Here is a 16,015-nt window from a genome sequence, read left to right as displayed (position 1 = left end):
GGTTCCTTCGAGCGCCTCCTTGCGGGTCTGGTCGCCAAGGTTGCGCATCGTATCGATCAGCGGGCGGGCTTCGTCGCGCATGTAAAGAAGCCAGCTCCGCCGGTCGTTCGGATGCTGCCGGCGCTCGACAAGTCCGCGGTCGCTCAGCTTGTCGAGGATGCGGACCAGAGTGATCGGCTCGATCTCCAGCATTTCTGCCAGGCCGGCCTGACGGATACCTTCGTTGTTCGCAAGGTAGGCGAGCGTCTGCCATTGCGAGCGCGTCAGGCCCAGGTCTTTTGCGCGTTGCTCGAATCGCTTCCGAAGAAGCCGGGCAACGTCATGGAGGAGAAAGCCGAGTGTGGGTGTCGAATTCATGTATGAGAAGCCTACTATTCATAAGCAACCTTATAATTATCGCTACGTATAGTAAGCGCCCATGTGATACAAGAGGGCGGACGATCAACAAATGGCGACGGTCGAAGATGTCGCAGGCGGTGTCGCAAAGATGCCACGGCGGCGGTACTCGCATCGCGCGTGGCGTTGGCGAGGCTAAAGCTTCAATTCTGCAGGTAGCTGCCGAAATGGGTACGCGGGGCTCGCCCCCACTCTTAAAGAGTTCGGCCTGACGCCTAGCGTCGGCTCAGAAGGCCGATGAGGTAGCCGATGCCGGCTGCGGCAGCGACCATGAAGATCGGCTCTTCGCGAACTCTTCCGCGCAACTGCTCCGTAATCTCCTGGGCTTCCTCCGCGACGACAGATTTCGCTCCCAACCCCACCGCCGCCATGCTCTGCGACAGTCTTGACAGATCCTCGCGCAACGCGGCGACCTGGGTTGCCAGATCCTCCATCGCCGCTTCTGTCTGCGCGCGCGCCGAAGAGGACTCGGCGAAAGCCGATTTAGTCTCTGCCATCGTGTGCTCCTTGTGTTTGGGTGTTCATAAAACGTCATTGCTCGTCAAAGGTTCCGGCACATTCGCGTGTCGTCCGGCGATTTCCCGTCTGGCTCTTCAATTCCGGTTCGGATTGTTCTAAGGAACTCCGATTGTTTTGCCTGCGGGCGAAGACGTATTGACGATGAGGTTTGCTTTCCGATGTTCGACGTGCTGAGAAAAATCGCCCAGACCTGGGTTGCAAAGGGGTTGTTGCTTCTTCTTGCGGCAGCCTTCGGCGTGTGGGGTGTCGAGCGGTCTCTCATCACGGGTGGCGGCAGCAACACGGTCGTTACCGTCGGCGATCAGCACATCGACACCAACGAGTTCCGTCTCGCCTATCGCCGCCAGATTCAGGCCATCGGTCAGCAACTGCGCATGCAGATCACGCCGGAGCAGGCTCGCGCCTTCGGTATCGGTCAGCAGACGGTCGCCCAGCTCGTCGCCGGCGCCTCGCTCGACCAGCTTGCTGCCGACATGAACCTCGGCCTCTCCCAGGATCGGCTTGCCAAGCTGATTGGCGACGATCCGGCGTTCAAGGCCGCAAACGGCGCATTTGACCGTCAAAAATTCGATATGCTCCTGCGCAACAGCAACATATCGCCTGACGACTACATCAAGGAGCGCAGCAAGGTTGCGGTCCGCAGCCAGATCGTCGAGGCTGTCTCGAACGGCTTTACCGCACCTAAGGTTCTGGTCGATGCCGTCAAGCAGTATCATGACGAGACCCGCAGCATCGATTACCTGTTGCTGACCAATGCCAACATCGACCCCGTGAAGGCCCCGGCCGACGACGTGCTGCAGAAGTGGTTCGACGGAGTGAAGTCGAAATATCGTGCGCCCGAATACCGCAAGTTCGCCTTTGTGAAACTGCAGGCCGAGGATATTGCCGATCCGGCAAGCGTTACGGATGACGACGTTCGCGCGCAGTTCGACAAGCGCAAGGACAGCTTCACCACGCCGGCGACCCGTACCATCGAACAGCTGACCTTCGCCAACAAGGATCTCGCCAATGCTGCGGCCGATGCGCTGAAAACCGGTACGACCTTCGATCAGCTCGTTTCCGATCAGGGCAAGAAGCAGTCCGACGTGCTGCTCGGCACATTTACCAAGGATCAGGTTCCGGACAAGACCATTGCCGAAGCAGCCTTTGCCGTTTCCAAGGAAGGTGGCACCACTCCCGTCGTCGACGGTTCGTTCGGCCCGGTCATCCTGCGCGTGACCAATGTGAAGAACGAAACGGCGAAGAATTTCGACGAGGTCAAGGAAGATATCCGCAAGCAGATCGCGCTCAGCAACGCCGCCAACGAGATCACCAGCGTTCACGATAAGTTCGAAGATCTGCGTGGTTCCGGCGCATCGCTGCAGGATGCGGCTTCGCAGCTCAAGCTGAAGCTCGTCACCATCGATGCGATCGATCAGACCGGCCTTGACCAGAACGGCAACGAGATCAAGGACCTGCCGGCACGCCAGCAGCTGCTTTCGGAGGTCTTCAAGGCCGATCAGGGCGGCAACCCCGCTCCGCTGACGGTCGGCAACGACGGCTATATCTGGTACGACGTCATGAACATCACGCCCGATCACGACCGGCCGCTTGCGGAAGTGCGTGAAAAGGCCGTCGCCGATTGGACCGCCGAACAGCAGAAAATCGCGCTTGCCGCCAAGGCGAACGAGCTGAAGCAGGAGGCGCAGAAGGGTAAGTCGCTTGCCGATATCGCCACGCCGCTCGGTATTGCCGTCGAAAACAAGACTGGCATTATGCGATCGACCGATGATCCTGTACTGGGTCGCGGCGGTGTCGCAGCCGCTTTCTCCGGTCCGGTCGATACGGCTGCAAGTGCCGTCGGTGCCGACGACACGACGCAGATCCTGCTCAAGGTTACCGATGTCAACGACAATCCGACGACCGATGCGCTGAACAATGACGATCAGCAGGTCGCCCAGATTGCCAATGCCGCAGGCGACGACATCCTTGACCAGATGGTCAACCAGCTGCAGTCCAAATACGCCGTCACGGTCAACCAGAACCTCGCCGAACAGGCGATGTCCCGCTAAGCCCGAACGGGAGGATGGATCATCGATGACCGAATTGAAGCCTTTCCTCGCCAAGGTCGCCAACCGTGAGGCACTGACCAGGGATGAAGCCCGGCAGGCTTTCGAAATCCTGATGTCGGGCGAGGCGACGCCATCGCAGATCGGCGCGTTTTTGATGGCTTTGCGCGTCCGCGGCGAGACGGTGGACGAAATTGTCGGCGCCGTGACCACGATGCGCGCCAAGATGCTGCCGGTGGATGCGCCGGCCGATGCCATCGATATCGTCGGCACCGGCGGCGATGGTTTTGGTACATACAATATTTCGACGCTGGCGGCATTCATCGTTGCCGGCGCGGGCGTGCCTGTCGCGAAGCACGGCAATCGCGCGCAGAGCTCCAAGGCTGGCACTGCCGACACGCAATCCGTATTGGGTATCAAGCTCGATATCGGACCAGAGACGATTGCCCGCTGCATCCGTGAAGCCGGTATCGGCTTCATGTTCGCGCAGCTGCATCATTCCTCGATGCGCCATGTCGGTCCCTCGCGTGTCGAGCTTGGCACGCGGACGATCTTCAATCTGCTTGGCCCGCTTTCAAATCCCGCAGGCGCGCGCCGTCAGCTGCTGGGCGTCTTCGCGCCGCAATGGATATTGCCGCTGGCCGAGGTCCTCAAAGACCTGAACGCCGAGAGCGTCTGGGTCGTGCACGGCGACGGCCTGGACGAGATCACCACGACGGGCAAAACCTCCGTCGCGGCCCTCGAAAACGGCAGGATTCGTACCTTCGAGCTCACACCTGCAGATTTCGGCCTGCCGCATGCCCGGATCGAGGACATCAAGGGTGGCGACGGCGTTGCCAATGCTGCGGCCCTTCGTGCCGTGTTAAGTGGCGAAAAGAACGCCTATCGCGACATCGCTCTTGCCAATGCGGCTGCCTCGCTGGTCATTGCCGGAAAGGCGGAAACGCTCCATGATGGCATGAAGCTCGCGGCCCATTCGCTCGATAGCGGTGCCACCGCCGTTGCGTTGGAAAAACTCATTGCCGTTTCCAACGAGGAAGGACAGGACTAGGACGTCATGACCGATATCCTTAGAAAGATCGAAGCTTACAAGCGCGAGGAGATTGCCGCTGCGAAGGCCAAGCTTTCCCTTGCCGATCTCAAGGCGATGCAGGCCGAGCAATCGGCGCCGCGCGGCTTCCACAGGGCGCTGCTTGCGAAGAAAGCTGACGGTATTTTCGGTTTGATTGCCGAGATTAAAAAAGCAAGCCCGTCCAAAGGCCTGATCCGCCCCGATTTCGACCCGCCTGCCCTCGCCAAGGCCTACGAGGCCGGCGGCGCGGCCTGTCTTTCGGTGCTGACGGACACGCCGAGTTTCCAGGGTGCTCCGGAATTTCTGACGGCCGCCCGCGCCGCCTGCTCGCTGCCGGCGCTGCGCAAGGATTTCATGTTCGATACTTATCAGGTGCAGGAAGCCCGCGCCTGGGGTGCGGACTGCATTCTGCTTATCATGGCGTCCCTTTCCGACGACGATGCCGAACGTCTCCAGGACGAAGCGTTCGGCCTCGGCATGGATGTGCTGGTCGAAGTACACGATGCCGAAGAGATGGATCGTGCGCTAAAGCTGTCCTCGCCGCTGATCGGCATCAACAACCGCAATCTGCGCACCTTTGAAGTCAGCCTCACGGTCAGCGAAAACCTGGCTGCAATGGTTCCCGAAGGCCGGCTGCTGGTGGGCGAAAGCGGGATATTCACCCATGCCGATTGCCAGCGCCTCGAAGCCGTAGGCATCAGCACTTTCCTCGTCGGCGAAAGCCTCATGCGCAAGGATGACGTGACGGCAGCAACGAAATTGCTGCTGAACGGCGAAACCGGCATTCTGGCGGCCGAGTGAGATGACGACGCCGAAGGCTGGTCTCACGCATATCGACGCTTCGGGCGAAGCGCATATGGTCGATGTCGGCGACAAGGCCGAGACGGCCCGCAGCGCAACGGCCGCGGGTTACGTCAGGATGAAGCCGGAGACCTTGGTGCTGATCCGCGAGGGCAATGCCAAGAAGGGCGATGTCATCGGCACTGCGCGGCTTGCCGGCATCATGGCGGCCAAGCAGACCAGCAATCTCATTCCTCTGTGCCACCCGCTGATGCTGACGAAGGTCGCTGTCGATATCGAAGAGGATGCTGCCCTGCCCGGCCTGCGTGTCACGGCCACGGCAAAGCTGACCGGCCGCACCGGCGTCGAGATGGAAGCGCTCACGGCGGTTTCCGTCGCCTGCCTGACGATCTACGACATGGCCAAGGCCGCCGATCGCGGCATGGAAATCGGGGGCATTACGCTATTGGAGAAATCCGGCGGCAAATCGGGTGATTTCCGCCATCCGGGGGCCTGACATATGAGCCTATTGCCTGTTGCCGAAGCACAAGCGCGACTGCTGAACAGTGCCACGCCAATTCATCGCTTCGAAAGCGTTCCTCTCGACATGGCCGAGGGACGCGTCCTGGCCAAAGACCTCACTGCTCGCCTGACGCAACCGCCGTTCGACGCTTCGGCGATGGACGGCTATGCGCTGCGCTTCGAGGATGCGGCAACGCCCGGTTCTGAACTGCAGGTCATCGGCGCTTCCGCTGCCGGCCATGCCTATGAGGGAACCGTCGGCAAGGAAGAGGCTGTCCGCATCTTCACCGGCGCCCCCGTTCCGGCAGGCGCCGATTCGGTACTCCTGCAGGAAGACGCCGTACGGCTGGAAGACGATCGCATCAAAACCAATTATCCCTTGCGCAAAGGCCAACATATACGCCCGCGCGGACAGGATTTCCTTGAGGGCGAAGCCGTGCTTTCCGCCGGCACGGTCATGGATTTCTCGCGTCTCACGGTTGCCGCCGCGATGAACCATCCGTCTCTGGATGTCTATCGCCGGCCGCTGGTTGCGATTCTGGCGACCGGCGACGAGCTTGTGGCGCCAGGCAACGAACCAGGGCCATCGCAGATTATCGCATCGAACACTTTCGGTATCGCAGCGCTGGCGCGCAATGCCGGCGCTCATGTGCTTGATCTCGGTATCGTCGCCGACGACAGCGGCGAGATCACAGCGGCCATCGGCCGGGCTCGAGTGGCGAAAGCCGACATCATCGTCACGCTTGGCGGCGCCTCGGTCGGCGATCACGATCTGGTGCAGGCGACGATGGTCGCCGCTGGCATGCAGCTTGATTTCTGGCAAATCGCCATGCGTCCCGGCAAGCCGCTGATGGTTGGCAGCCTCGGCGACATCCATATCCTGGGCCTTCCCGGCAATCCTGTCTCCAGCCTCGTATGCGGCCTGCTCTTTCTCGAACCGCTGATCAGAAAGCTTGCATCCCTGCCGCCGATCAGGCGTGAGGGTATCGCACGCGCTGCCGTGACTTTTGCGGCGAACGATCAGCGACAGGATTATGTCCGTGCGACGCTGACGAAGACCGAGGATGGCGGCTGGCTCGCCGAGCCCTTCTCGAAGCAGGATTCCTCGATGATGAAGGTCTTCTCGCGCGCCGACTGCCTGGTCGTCCGCCCGCCGCATGCATCGCAGCTTGAAGCGGGCTTGCACACTCCGGTCATATTGCTGCGGCCCGAATTGCTGGGCTGAAGCTCCTGCGAAAACAGTGCGGTTTTCCGTCCGGCAATAGTGAGGCAAAGACGAACAAGCAAAAGCCGGGAGGTTCGCCCCACCCGGCTTCCATTTTATCCGATGGATAGAGATCGATTACTTCGCCGGTTTCTCATGATGGCCGCCGAAGCCGGCACGCATGGCGGAGAGAACCTTGTTTGCATAATCGTCGTTGCCGCGCGAAGCAAAACGGCCGTAGAGCGCGGCGCTCAGCACCGGCGTCGGAACGCCTTCGTCGATGGCGGCCGAGATCGTCCAGCGGCCTTCGCCCGAGTCGGAAACGCGGCCGGCATATTGCGAAAGGGCTGCGTCGCCATGCAGAGCGTCGGCAGTGAGGTCCAGCAGCCAGGAGGTGATTACGCTGCCGCGGCGCCAGACCTCGGAGATTTCAGCGATGTCGAGATCGTATTGATAATATTGCGGATGCGAGAGCGGTGCGGTTTCGGCGTCCTTCTCGGCGGTCTGCTTGCCGATATTGGCATGACGCAGAACGTTGAAGCCTTCGGCATAGGCAGCCATCAGGCCGTATTCGATGCCATTATGGACCATCTTGACGAAGTGGCCGGCGCCGGAGGGGCCGCAATGAAGGTAACCCTGTTCTGCCGTGCTGTTCCTGGCGGCTTCTTCGGAGCGCATTGCCGACGGAGCGACGTCGCCGACGCCAGGAGCGAGCGTCGCGAAGATCGGCGAGAGATGCTCGACGGTTTCCTTCTCGCCGCCGATCATCAGGCAATAGCCGCGCTCCAGGCCGAAAACGCCACCACTGGTGCCGACGTCGACATAGTGGATGCCCTTCGGCTTCAACTCTTCGGCACGGCGGATATCGTCATGATAATAGGAGTTGCCTCCATCGATGACGATGTCTCCCTCTTCAAGAAGCGGAACGATCGCAGCAAGTTCCTGATCGACGATCGCAGCCGGCAGCATCAGCCACACGACGCGCGGCTTCGCGAGCTTCGATACGAAATCTTCGAGTGACTTGCTGCCGGTGGCACCGAGCTGCTCGAGCGCTGCAATGCCTTCGGGGCGCGCATCGAAAACAACCGCATTGTGACCGCCCCTCATCAGGCGCTGCACCATGTTGTTGCCCATACGGCCAAGGCCGATCATTCCGATTTGCATATGTCAGTCTCCTAGGACGGTTTTAATCGTTTGAATGTTCAATAGAGACATTTCGCAGCATTTTCCAATGAACAAATGACGGGCGAGCCATGCACAAGCCGGACATCGAAGAAAAGTTCGCGCATTCACGCATCTGTGATAGGTGTGGCCGGGCCTCCCGCCCTTGCATCAAGGTTGCGCTTCGCCTGCCTTGAGGAAAGCGATATTTTTCGTGGTCGCCTGACCTTAAATATTCGCGATCATTGCCTGACAGAATAATTCTCAGCAGCGGTTGGATTTCGATATAGGATCGACGCGGCTAAGGTCCAGCGTTCGTCGGCGTTAGGAGGATGATGTGCTTGATCATGTGACGATCGGGGTTCGCGATATCGAGCGATCGAAGATCTTCTACGACACGATATTGCGCTCCATCGGCATAGAACGTCTTTATGCCGAAGGCGATAGCTTTGCGGGGTACGGCACCGAACGGAAGGCCTTCTTCTGGATTGGTCACCGCGATGCCCGGCAAGCGGGCGCGCATATCGCCTTTGCCGCCCCAAACAGGAAAACCGTCGATGAATTCCATCGAGTGGGGATCATCGCCGGCGGCATCGATAACGGTGCTCCCGGTCTGCGCCCCCATTACCATCAGAACTATTACGGCGCTTTCATTCTCGACCCTGATGGGCACAATATCGAAGCGGTTTGTCACTTGCCGGTGAAATAGGGGACGCACTATTCCCGATAAAATGAGGTCAAGGTACTGACGGCCCTACATACCGCGCCCGCGGCCGGATGAGCCTGCCGCTCGTCGCCTGCTCCATGGCGTGCGCGAGCCAGCCTACAGTTCGCGCCAAAGCGAAGATGATCAGCGGCGCATCCTCCGGCAGATGGTAGGCGTGGGTCATGGCTGTCAGTGCGAAATCGACATTGACGCGCTCGCCGACCAATTGTTCGCCGACATCGCGAACACTGGCAAAAAGCGGAGGCAGCGTGAAGCGGCCGAGCAACGCCTCTCCGCGAATATCGACATCCGGGTAGAGTTGATGGCCGAAAGCCGGCAGTGGCCGCCCCTCCGCCAGATAGCTGCGGACTGCCTCGTCCACGCCGGTCGCGGCCGCCCGCGCGATAAGCGAGCGTACGCTCTGCCAGGCGCCGCCGTGCAGCGGACCCGTCAGAGTTGAAAGACCGGACAAGGTGGCGGCGGATAAGGTCGCGCCGGCGGACGCCGTGATCCGCGCAGTGAAGGTCGAAGCATTCAGTTCGTGGTCGGCAAGCAAGACGAAACTGCGGCGGATCATATCGGCGGCATCGGGGCGATTCCAGGCAACCGCGAGGCGCCGATGCAGCGGTTGATCCCAAGCGCCGGGGGCCAGGGCTTCAGCCACCGTACCGAGCACGTTTTCGGCTTCATTCTGCAGGGCCGGAAGCGAGCGTCCGAGTGATGGCAGATCGCTTGTTATGCGCTCTGCCAATGCTGAAAACGCAGCATCCAGGGAAGGAAGTTTTTGCTGAACCATGCTTTGTTCGAATCGCAACGGCCGCTTCATATCCCAAAGCAGCAGCGCGATATCTTCGAGGCTCGCGCTTTCGGCAAGTATCGCCGCATCCTGGCCGCGATAGAAAAGCCTGCCGTTCGAAACCGTCGACAGGGCCGATGGCAACACCGGATCGCCCCATTGAATGGCCTCGGCGGCCACTGCCTCGGTCTTGCGCCTCCCGGCATGGCGGGTGGCCAATCGCTTGACGTCATCGGCAAAATAGAGGCTGCGCCGCGTGTCGGCAGGATCGGCTTTCGCGCGAATGCGACCGCGGCTGACATTGGCGTAAAGCGTCTGCGATTTCGTTCCCAGCAGGTTCAGCGCCTGCTCCGCCGTCAGCCAGCTCACCGGTCCTCATATTGATCAATTGCATCAAGATTGACGTCAATAGGAATAGGCCCGATCTAATCGGATAGTCAAAGGAGAACAATGATGAAAAGTGGTCTTGAAGATGTCATTGCTGCAGAAACGAAGCTGTCCGATGTCGACGGTGCTGCCGGTCGTCTGATTATCCGCGGCGTATCGCTGGATGATCTGGTCGCGACCAGCCGCTTCGAGGATGTTGCGGCGCTGCTGCTGGATGGCCTGTTTGACGAACATATTGACGCAACTTCCATCCGAGCGAAGCTTGGCGCGGCCCGTATTGCCCTCTTTACGCATGTGGAGGCCGCCGATGCCGCTGTGCTCGCGTTACCGCCGGTGGACGCTGTGCGTGCCTTGCTGGCGCGCGTCCCGGATGGAGAAGATTTTGCTACGGCGATCCGCCTGATGGCGGCGCCCGCCGTCTTCCTGCCGGCCGTATTGCGATTGCAGAAGGGCAAAGCGCCGATCAGGCCGGATGCCTCGCTCTCGCAATCAGCCGACATCCTGCACATGTTGACGGGTCGCGTGCCGACGGCCGAGCAAACGGCGGGGCTCGACGCCTATCTGGTAACGATTTCCGATCATGGTCTCAATGCATCGACATTCGCCTCCCGTGTTATCGCCTCGACCCATGCCGGCCTCACTTCTTCGGTTCTCGCGGCAATCAGCGCCCTCAAAGGGCCTCTGCATGGCGGTGCCCCCGGCCCGGTGCTCGATATGCTCGACGGTGTCGGCAAGCCTGAAAATGCCCACGCCTGGCTGTCGCAGGCGCTCGATCACGGCGAGCGGTTGATGGGCTTCGGCCATCGCATCTACCGTGTCCGTGATCCGCGCGCCGACGCCCTGAAAACGGCATTGAAGCCGATCTTTGCCAGCGGACAGGCCGACGCCGGGCGCATCGCTCTGGCGGAAGCCATCGAATCTGCGGCGCTGGCTTTGCTCAAGGAGCGCAAGCCGGATCGGCCCTTGGACGTCAATGTCGAATACTACACCGCCCTGCTGCTCGACGCCCTCGGCTTCCCGCGCAGTTCCTTCACCGGCGTCTTCGCGATCGGCCGCACGGTTGGCTGGATCGCCCACGCACGCGAGCAGACGCTTGACGGACGCTTGATCCGCCCGCAATCGCGCTATGTCGGTCCGCTGCCGACGGCAGCATAAGGGCCTCCCAGAAGCTGGGACTCAGGCGGCCGCGGATTGCCGCGGCCGCATCATGCCTTCGCGGATGTGGCGGGCAAGCTCGAGCGCTTGCGGTGTTGCACCGCCCTTCGGCAAATGCAGGTTGATCGCAAAGACCGGCAGTTCGGGCAAGCCATGCTCGACATTGAGGATGTCGAGATCGGAGGGAACGGTCGAAGCGAGCCAGGCGGTGATGGCCAGATCGGTGCGCACCGTTGCCGTGGTCGCCTCGATATTGCCGTTCTCAAAGACCGTCCGCCAGCGCAGTCCGTCCCTGCTGAGTGCCGCAAAGACCGATGTGCGGAAGGCGCAGGTATCGGCGACCATCGAAATCGGCAGCGGCACCTTGCGATGGGCATTGCCGGCCTTCGCGCCGACCCAGACGAGCCGTTCGACAGCCAGGCACTCGCCCTGCGACGCGCCGTAAGGTTCCTCCGCCACGCAGAGATCGACGGTTCCGTTCCCCAGCTCTTCCAGAAGCTCGGGAGACGAAGCGCAAACCAAAGAAATCTCCACCTGCGGGTGACGCTCGGCATAGGATTTGAGCACAGGCGCGAGCGTTGCTCCGACGAGATCGTAGGGAACGCCGAGCCGGACGCTGCCGCGAACCGTCCTTTCCGTCATGTCGTTCCAGATCTCGTCGTTCAGCACCAGCAGGCGGCGAGCATTGCCGAGCAGCCGTTCGCCTGCTTCCGTCAGACGCAATCCGCGCCTGTCACGCTCGAACAAGGCGCAGCCGAGCATGTCCTCAAGCCGCTTGATCTGCTGGCTGATGGCGCCCTGGGTCATATGCAGCATATTGGCTGATATCGTCATGCTGGCCTGCTCGGCGACGGTGGCGAAGGTTCTGATGAGTGTAATGTCGAAGTTTCGGGTCATGGCTGCATTATAGTTTCTAATGCCGGGATCCTTCAATATTCGATTTCATGATGCAGAAGTGCCGTCTATGACTTTTCCCGATATGGAGAAAAGCCGGATATGACGATCGAATCCTTGCTGCCGCTGATCCTCTTCGCATTGGTTTCCACGATAACCCCCGGTGGCGCGACGACACTTGCGACCGCGTCCGGTGCGCATTTCGGCTTCCGCCGCTCGATACCCGTTATGGGCGGTTTTGCCTTCGGCCTGGGTTCCATGGCCTGTGCCGCGGCGGTGGGGCTTGGCGGCGTATTGACGGCCCTGCCGATGTTGCAGATCGCCATGAAGGCGTTGGGTTCCCTCTATCTGATCTGGCTCGCCGTTCGGATCGGCGGAAGCGGCCAGCCGCGCGAGGCCGGGCAGATGGCAAGGCCGACGGGCTTTCTGGCGGGCGTCTGGATGCTGTGGCACAACCCCAAGGGCTGGGCCATGACGATTGGCGCTGCAGCCTCTTTTGCCGCGCTCGCAAACAGTCCGTTCACGCTTGCGATGCTGCTTGGCATGACCTTCTGCGTTATGGCGGCACTCTCGCTGACATTGTGGTGCGCGCTGGGCCAGTTATTCGCCCGGCTGCTGAACGCGCCGTGGCAATGGCGTGCCCTCAATATCTTTTTGGCCTGCCTTCTCGTGCTCTCCATCATCCCGATGTGGCGCGATTGACGTCAGGAATGATTGATCTGCAGGCTGTCATACCCCTTCGCCTTATAGAGCGCGGCCGAAATCAGCCAGCTCAGCAGGAAAATGCCGACCACGGCGAAGCCGAAATTGGCGAGATTGTCGTTGAGTTCGGCGATGAAGCGCCAAAAGCCGCCTTCGAGGCCAAGCTTGTCGGAGATCAGCCCGAGCGCCTCGATGCCTCCGATGAAGATGGCGACGACGACGGAGGCCGCTGTGATCGTCAGATTGTACCAGAGCTTGCGGACCGGCTTGACGAAGGCCCAGCCATAAGCGCCTGTCATCAGCGTACTGTCGAGCGTATCCATCAGTGACATGCCGGCGGTGAACAGCGCCGGGAAGATCAGGATCGTCCAGAAGGACATGCCCTGCGCGGCCTGAGCGGCCGAAATGCCGAGAAGCCCGATCTCGGTTGCTGTGTCGAAGCCGAGGCCGAAGAGAAAGCCGATCGGATACATGTGCCAGGAGCGGGTGACGACTTTGAACATCGGCCGGAAGATACGCGCGAGAAAACTGCCGCCGCCAAGAAGCGCATCGAGATCGTCATCGGTGATCCCTTCGCCTTTTTGCGCCCTCTTGAAGGCGGACCACACGCCCTTCAGGACAAAGAGATTGGCGATGCCGATCAGCGTCAGGAACAATGCCGAAACCGCGGTGCCGATGACGCCGCCGATATTGTGGAACGAATCGAGCTGGCTTTGCATGGCGGCCGCGGTCGCTGCAATCAGGATAGAGGCGATGACGACGATCGAGGAATGACCGAGAGAGAAGAAGAAGCCCGCAGCATAGGGCTGCTTCTTTTCCTGAATGAGCTTGCGCACAACGTTGTCGATGGCGGCGATATGATCGGCATCGAAGGCATGGCGAAGGCCGAACATATAAGCAAGAAGCGCAATGCCCAGAAGCGACGGCCTCTCGGCAAAGACCGCCCAGGCCCAGATCCATGCACTAATGTTGAACGCGATCAGCAGCATGAAGGTGATGGCGATCTTGGCCCTCGGTCTCTCCGCGCGATCGTCAAACGGATTGAGGATCATACTTTTGTTCCCGTTATGCTTGCTCGCACAGTGGCACGGAAACAGAAGCCGCGCGACAGCCAAATGACGTAGGTATCGACGCTTTCACAGTGTTTCCGAAGCAGGCGGACCCGGCACATGCCAAGTCTGCCTTCTCATCTGTTAGCCGATCTCGAAGGGATACCCCTCATCGGCCCAGCCGGTCATGCCGCCGATCATCACCTTCACGCGCTTACCGAGCGTGCCGAGCCGCCAGGCGGCCTTGTCCGTGCCGTTGCAATGCGGTCCGGCGCAATAGACGACGAACAGCGTGTCCTCGGGCCATTCCGCCATCTTTCGCGCAGTCATTTTGCCATGCGGCAGGTTGATCGCGCCCGGAATATGCTTCTCCTGAAACATGGCTGGGCCGCGGACATCGAGCAACACGAAATCCGCGTTGCCCGATGTCATGGCCTGACGCACGTCGGAGCAATCCGTCTCGAACGCAAGCCTGCGGGCATAATGTTCGGCGACGAAGTTCGGGGCTGCTGCGGGGATTTCACTGACTAGGGACATGGAACGCTCCTTCTTGCTTCGGCGCATTCATGCCTGAGCGGTCCCGCGGTTGAAATTGGCCGAAATGCCATATAGCGTCAATATCATGCCAAACTCAGATGATCCCGATCTCCGCGGCCCGCATGTTGTAACCCTCGTCTATGACGGGCTCTGCACATTCGAATTCGGCGTCGCCTATGAAATCTTCGGCCTGCCCCGTCCGGAGATGGGCGGCGATTGGTACAGGTTTTCCGCTTGCGCCATCGAGGATGGCTCGCTTCGCGCTGCCGGTGGTTTGACAGTGCAGGTCGACCGCGGGCTGGAAGTCATCGCCGATGCCGATCTGATCGTCGTGCCCGGCTGGCGCGGCATAGGCACGCCGGTCCCTGCCCCGCTGGTTGCCGAGCTGCAGGCGGCCAGCCGCCGCGGCGTTCGCATCATGTCGCTATGCTCCGGCGTGGCGGTCCTCGCCGCGGCGGGATTGCTCGCTGGCCGCAAGGCGACCACGCATTGGCGCTACGTCGAATCCATCGCTGCGCGTTATCCGGACATATCGGTGGATGCCGATGTTCTCTATGTCGATGAGGACAAGGTGCTCACGGCGGCCGGCAGTGCCGCCGCGATCGATCTCTGCCTGCACGTCGTGCGCCGGGATTTCGGACCTGACATCGCCAACCGCGTTGCCCGCCGGCTCGTGGTGCCTCCACATCGCGAAGGCGGTCAGGCGCAATATATCGAGACCCCGGTTCTGAGACAGCGCGAGGGAGCGCGCTTGGGTCCATTGCTTGAATGGATGCGCGAACGTCTGCAGGACGAGCAGCCCATCGCCGCGCTTGCAGCGCGGGCCGGCATGAGTGTGCGAACCTTCCAGCGTCGTTTCGAGGCGACCACTGGCATGGCGCCGGGCGAATGGCTGCTGAGTGAACGGCTCCGGCGCGCCCGTGATCTGCTCGAAAAACAGACAGCCATTTCACTGGATGATATAGCAGCAGCGAGCGGTTTTGGATCGCTCGCCACCATGCGTCATCATTTTCGGGAGAGGCTTGCGGTGAGCCCGAGCGACTACCGCAAGCGATTTGCAGCTTTTAAACCAGCCGGCTCTGTTCCGTCGCGGCTTCGATGAAGCTCGAGAACAGCGGATGCGGTTCCAGCGGCCGGGATTTCAGTTCCGGGTGATACTGGACGCCGATGAACCACGGATGATCCGCATATTCGACCGTCTCGGGCAGAACGCCGTCCGGTGACATGCCGGAGAAGGTCAAGCCGCATTCTTCCAGCATGTCCTTGTAATCGACATTGACCTCGTAACGGTGGCGATGGCGCTCCGAAATATCGGTCGAGCCGTAAATCTCCGAAATCTTCGTACCCTTCTTCAGGGCCGCCTTGTAGGCGCCAAGGCGCATGGTGCCGCCGAGATCGCCCGATGCCGTGCGCTTCTGCAGCTCGTTGCCCTTCAGCCATTCGGTCATCAAGCCGACGACTGGCTCCTTGGTGGGGCCGAACTCGGTCGACGAGGCATGTTCGACGCCGGCCAGATTGCGAGCCGCTTCGATGACGGCCATCTGCATGCCGAAGCAGATGCCGAAATACGGCACCTTGCGCTCGCGTGCGAATCGGGCTGCCAGGATCTTGCCTTCGGAACCGCGTTCGCCGAAGCCGCCGGGCACGAGAATGCCATGAACTTTCTCGAGATAGGGCGCCGGATCTTCCTTTTCGAAGATCTCGGACTCGATCCATTCGAGCTTGACCTTGACCCGGTTGGCGATACCGCCGTGATGCAGCGCTTCGATCAGCGACTTATAGGCATCTTTCAGACCAGTATATTTGCCGACGATGGCGATGGTCACCTCGCCTTCCGGCGTGCGGATACGATTGCAGACCTCTTCCCACTGCTCGAGACGCGGCTTCGGAGCCGGCTCGATGCCGAAGGCGGCCAGGACTTCGTTGTCGAGGCCTTCCTTATGATAGGCCATCGGCACGTCGTAGATGTTCGCAACATCGAGCGCCTGAATGACGGCAGATTCCCGCACATTGCAGAACAGCGAAAGCTTGCGGCGTTCGGCTTCGGGGATTTCCCGGTCGGCACGCACGAGCAGAATGTCGGGATG

The 16,015-nt window shown here is 60.7% G+C and carries 17 protein-coding genes; 9 read left to right on the top strand and 8 right to left on the bottom strand.

All coding sequences use genetic code 11. The features are described 5' to 3' along the window. Both Q4Q11_RS26035 and Q4Q11_RS26030 read right to left on the bottom strand, forming a co-directional pair. The coding region (locus Q4Q11_RS26035) for a MarR family winged helix-turn-helix transcriptional regulator (protein ID WP_498571291.1) at positions 1–357 on the bottom strand (357 nt) is incomplete at its 3' end. Positions 358–611: 254 nt separating this feature from the next. Continuing rightward, positions 612–893, bottom strand: a complete 282-nt coding sequence (locus Q4Q11_RS26030; RefSeq protein WP_112507051.1) for a hypothetical protein — start codon at positions 891–893, stop codon at positions 612–614. Positions 894–1,073: 180 nt separating this feature from the next. Between Q4Q11_RS26030 and Q4Q11_RS26025 the strand changes: the two genes are divergently transcribed. The 5 genes from Q4Q11_RS26025 to Q4Q11_RS26005 are packed head-to-tail and all read left to right on the top strand — an operon-like array spanning position 1,074 to position 6,562. Next, a complete protein-coding gene (locus Q4Q11_RS26025) occupies positions 1,074–2,966 on the top strand; it encodes a peptidylprolyl isomerase (RefSeq protein ID WP_498571290.1) in 1,893 nt (630 codons plus the stop codon). Between the two features lie 25 nt (positions 2,967–2,991). Next, entirely contained in the window at positions 2,992–4,014 is a 1,023-nt protein-coding gene (trpD, locus tag Q4Q11_RS26020) for an anthranilate phosphoribosyltransferase (RefSeq protein WP_113214017.1), read from the top strand. A 6-nt stretch (positions 4,015–4,020) separates the two neighbouring features. Beyond that, positions 4,021–4,836, top strand: coding sequence for an indole-3-glycerol phosphate synthase TrpC (gene trpC / locus Q4Q11_RS26015; protein ID WP_498571289.1), 816 nt, complete (start codon positions 4,021–4,023; stop codon positions 4,834–4,836). Position 4,837: 1 nt separating this feature from the next. Further along, on the top strand, positions 4,838–5,332 hold the full coding sequence (moaC, locus tag Q4Q11_RS26010) for a cyclic pyranopterin monophosphate synthase MoaC (RefSeq protein ID WP_498571288.1): 495 nt from the start codon (positions 4,838–4,840) through the stop codon (positions 5,330–5,332). A 3-nt stretch (positions 5,333–5,335) separates the two neighbouring features. Next, positions 5,336–6,562, top strand: coding sequence for a molybdopterin molybdotransferase MoeA (locus Q4Q11_RS26005; protein WP_498571287.1), 1,227 nt, complete (start codon positions 5,336–5,338; stop codon positions 6,560–6,562). A gap of 117 nt (positions 6,563–6,679) precedes the next feature. Here Q4Q11_RS26005 and gnd read toward each other — a convergent pair whose 3' ends face one another. Then, positions 6,680–7,705 carry a phosphogluconate dehydrogenase (NAD(+)-dependent, decarboxylating) gene (gene gnd, locus Q4Q11_RS26000; protein ID WP_112507038.1) on the bottom strand — a complete coding sequence of 342 codons (1,026 nt, stop codon included), beginning with the start codon at positions 7,703–7,705 and terminating at the stop codon, positions 6,680–6,682. A gap of 334 nt (positions 7,706–8,039) precedes the next feature. Between gnd and Q4Q11_RS25995 the strand changes: the two genes are divergently transcribed. Further along, positions 8,040–8,411 carry a VOC family protein gene (locus Q4Q11_RS25995; RefSeq protein WP_498571286.1) on the top strand — a complete coding sequence of 124 codons (372 nt, stop codon included), beginning with the start codon at positions 8,040–8,042 and terminating at the stop codon, positions 8,409–8,411. A gap of 28 nt (positions 8,412–8,439) precedes the next feature. Here Q4Q11_RS25995 and Q4Q11_RS25990 read toward each other — a convergent pair whose 3' ends face one another. Beyond that, entirely contained in the window at positions 8,440–9,573 is a 1,134-nt protein-coding gene (locus Q4Q11_RS25990; RefSeq protein WP_113214021.1) for a citrate synthase, read from the bottom strand. Between the two features lie 84 nt (positions 9,574–9,657). Between Q4Q11_RS25990 and Q4Q11_RS25985 the strand changes: the two genes are divergently transcribed. After that, positions 9,658–10,746, top strand: coding sequence for a citrate synthase/methylcitrate synthase (locus Q4Q11_RS25985; RefSeq protein WP_112512448.1), 1,089 nt, complete (start codon positions 9,658–9,660; stop codon positions 10,744–10,746). Between the two features lie 21 nt (positions 10,747–10,767). On the opposite strand, the gene Q4Q11_RS25980 is transcribed toward Q4Q11_RS25985, so the two are convergent. After that, a complete protein-coding gene (locus Q4Q11_RS25980; protein WP_498571285.1) occupies positions 10,768–11,643 on the bottom strand; it encodes a LysR family transcriptional regulator in 876 nt (291 codons plus the stop codon). Positions 11,644–11,742: 99 nt separating this feature from the next. On the opposite strand from Q4Q11_RS25980, the gene Q4Q11_RS25975 reads away from it, so the two are divergent. Further along, entirely contained in the window at positions 11,743–12,342 is a 600-nt protein-coding gene (locus tag Q4Q11_RS25975; RefSeq protein WP_498571284.1) for a LysE family translocator, read from the top strand. A gap of 2 nt (positions 12,343–12,344) precedes the next feature. Here Q4Q11_RS25975 and Q4Q11_RS25970 read toward each other — a convergent pair whose 3' ends face one another. Both Q4Q11_RS25970 and Q4Q11_RS25965 read right to left on the bottom strand, forming a co-directional pair. Then, positions 12,345–13,394 (bottom strand): HoxN/HupN/NixA family nickel/cobalt transporter, encoded by a 1,050-nt coding sequence (locus Q4Q11_RS25970; protein WP_498571283.1) that lies wholly within the window; start codon positions 13,392–13,394, stop codon positions 12,345–12,347. A gap of 141 nt (positions 13,395–13,535) precedes the next feature. After that, positions 13,536–13,928, bottom strand: coding sequence for a rhodanese-like domain-containing protein (locus Q4Q11_RS25965; RefSeq protein WP_498571282.1), 393 nt, complete (start codon positions 13,926–13,928; stop codon positions 13,536–13,538). Positions 13,929–13,992: 64 nt separating this feature from the next. Here Q4Q11_RS25965 and ftrA point away from each other — a divergent pair, with 64 nt between their 5' ends. Further along, positions 13,993–15,030, top strand: a complete 1,038-nt coding sequence (ftrA, locus tag Q4Q11_RS25960) for a transcriptional regulator FtrA (protein WP_498571281.1) — start codon at positions 13,993–13,995, stop codon at positions 15,028–15,030. Here the strand turns inward: ftrA and pyrG are convergent. After that, on the bottom strand, positions 14,993–16,015 hold a 1,023-nt coding region (gene pyrG / locus Q4Q11_RS25955; protein ID WP_498571280.1), incomplete at its 5' end, for a CTP synthase. The genes ftrA and pyrG overlap by 38 nt on opposite strands.

The sequence above is a fragment of the Rhizobium sp. UFLA01-1127 genome, assembly GCF_059803845.1.
This window is presented reverse-complemented; position numbering and strand designations above follow the sequence as displayed.

Coding starts and splice junctions, on each gene's coding strand:
- moaC (WP_498571288.1), top strand. CDS start 4,838: ATGACGACGCCGAAGGCTGGTCTCACGCATATCGACGCTTCGGGCGAA.
- ftrA (WP_498571281.1), top strand. CDS start 13,993: ATGCCATATAGCGTCAATATCATGCCAAACTCAGATGATCCCGATCTC.
- trpC (WP_498571289.1), top strand. CDS start 4,021: ATGACCGATATCCTTAGAAAGATCGAAGCTTACAAGCGCGAGGAGATT.
- Q4Q11_RS26030 (WP_112507051.1), bottom strand. CDS start 893: ATGGCAGAGACTAAATCGGCTTTCGCCGAGTCCTCTTCGGCGCGCGCG.
- gnd (WP_112507038.1), bottom strand. CDS start 7,705: ATGCAAATCGGAATGATCGGCCTTGGCCGTATGGGCAACAACATGGTG.
- Q4Q11_RS26025 (WP_498571290.1), top strand. CDS start 1,074: ATGTTCGACGTGCTGAGAAAAATCGCCCAGACCTGGGTTGCAAAGGGG.
- Q4Q11_RS25980 (WP_498571285.1), bottom strand. CDS start 11,643: ATGACCCGAAACTTCGACATTACACTCATCAGAACCTTCGCCACCGTC.
- trpD (WP_113214017.1), top strand. CDS start 2,992: ATGACCGAATTGAAGCCTTTCCTCGCCAAGGTCGCCAACCGTGAGGCA.
- Q4Q11_RS25965 (WP_498571282.1), bottom strand. CDS start 13,928: ATGTCCCTAGTCAGTGAAATCCCCGCAGCAGCCCCGAACTTCGTCGCC.
- Q4Q11_RS25975 (WP_498571284.1), top strand. CDS start 11,743: ATGACGATCGAATCCTTGCTGCCGCTGATCCTCTTCGCATTGGTTTCC.
- Q4Q11_RS25985 (WP_112512448.1), top strand. CDS start 9,658: ATGAAAAGTGGTCTTGAAGATGTCATTGCTGCAGAAACGAAGCTGTCC.
- Q4Q11_RS26005 (WP_498571287.1), top strand. CDS start 5,336: ATGAGCCTATTGCCTGTTGCCGAAGCACAAGCGCGACTGCTGAACAGT.
- Q4Q11_RS25970 (WP_498571283.1), bottom strand. CDS start 13,394: ATGATCCTCAATCCGTTTGACGATCGCGCGGAGAGACCGAGGGCCAAG.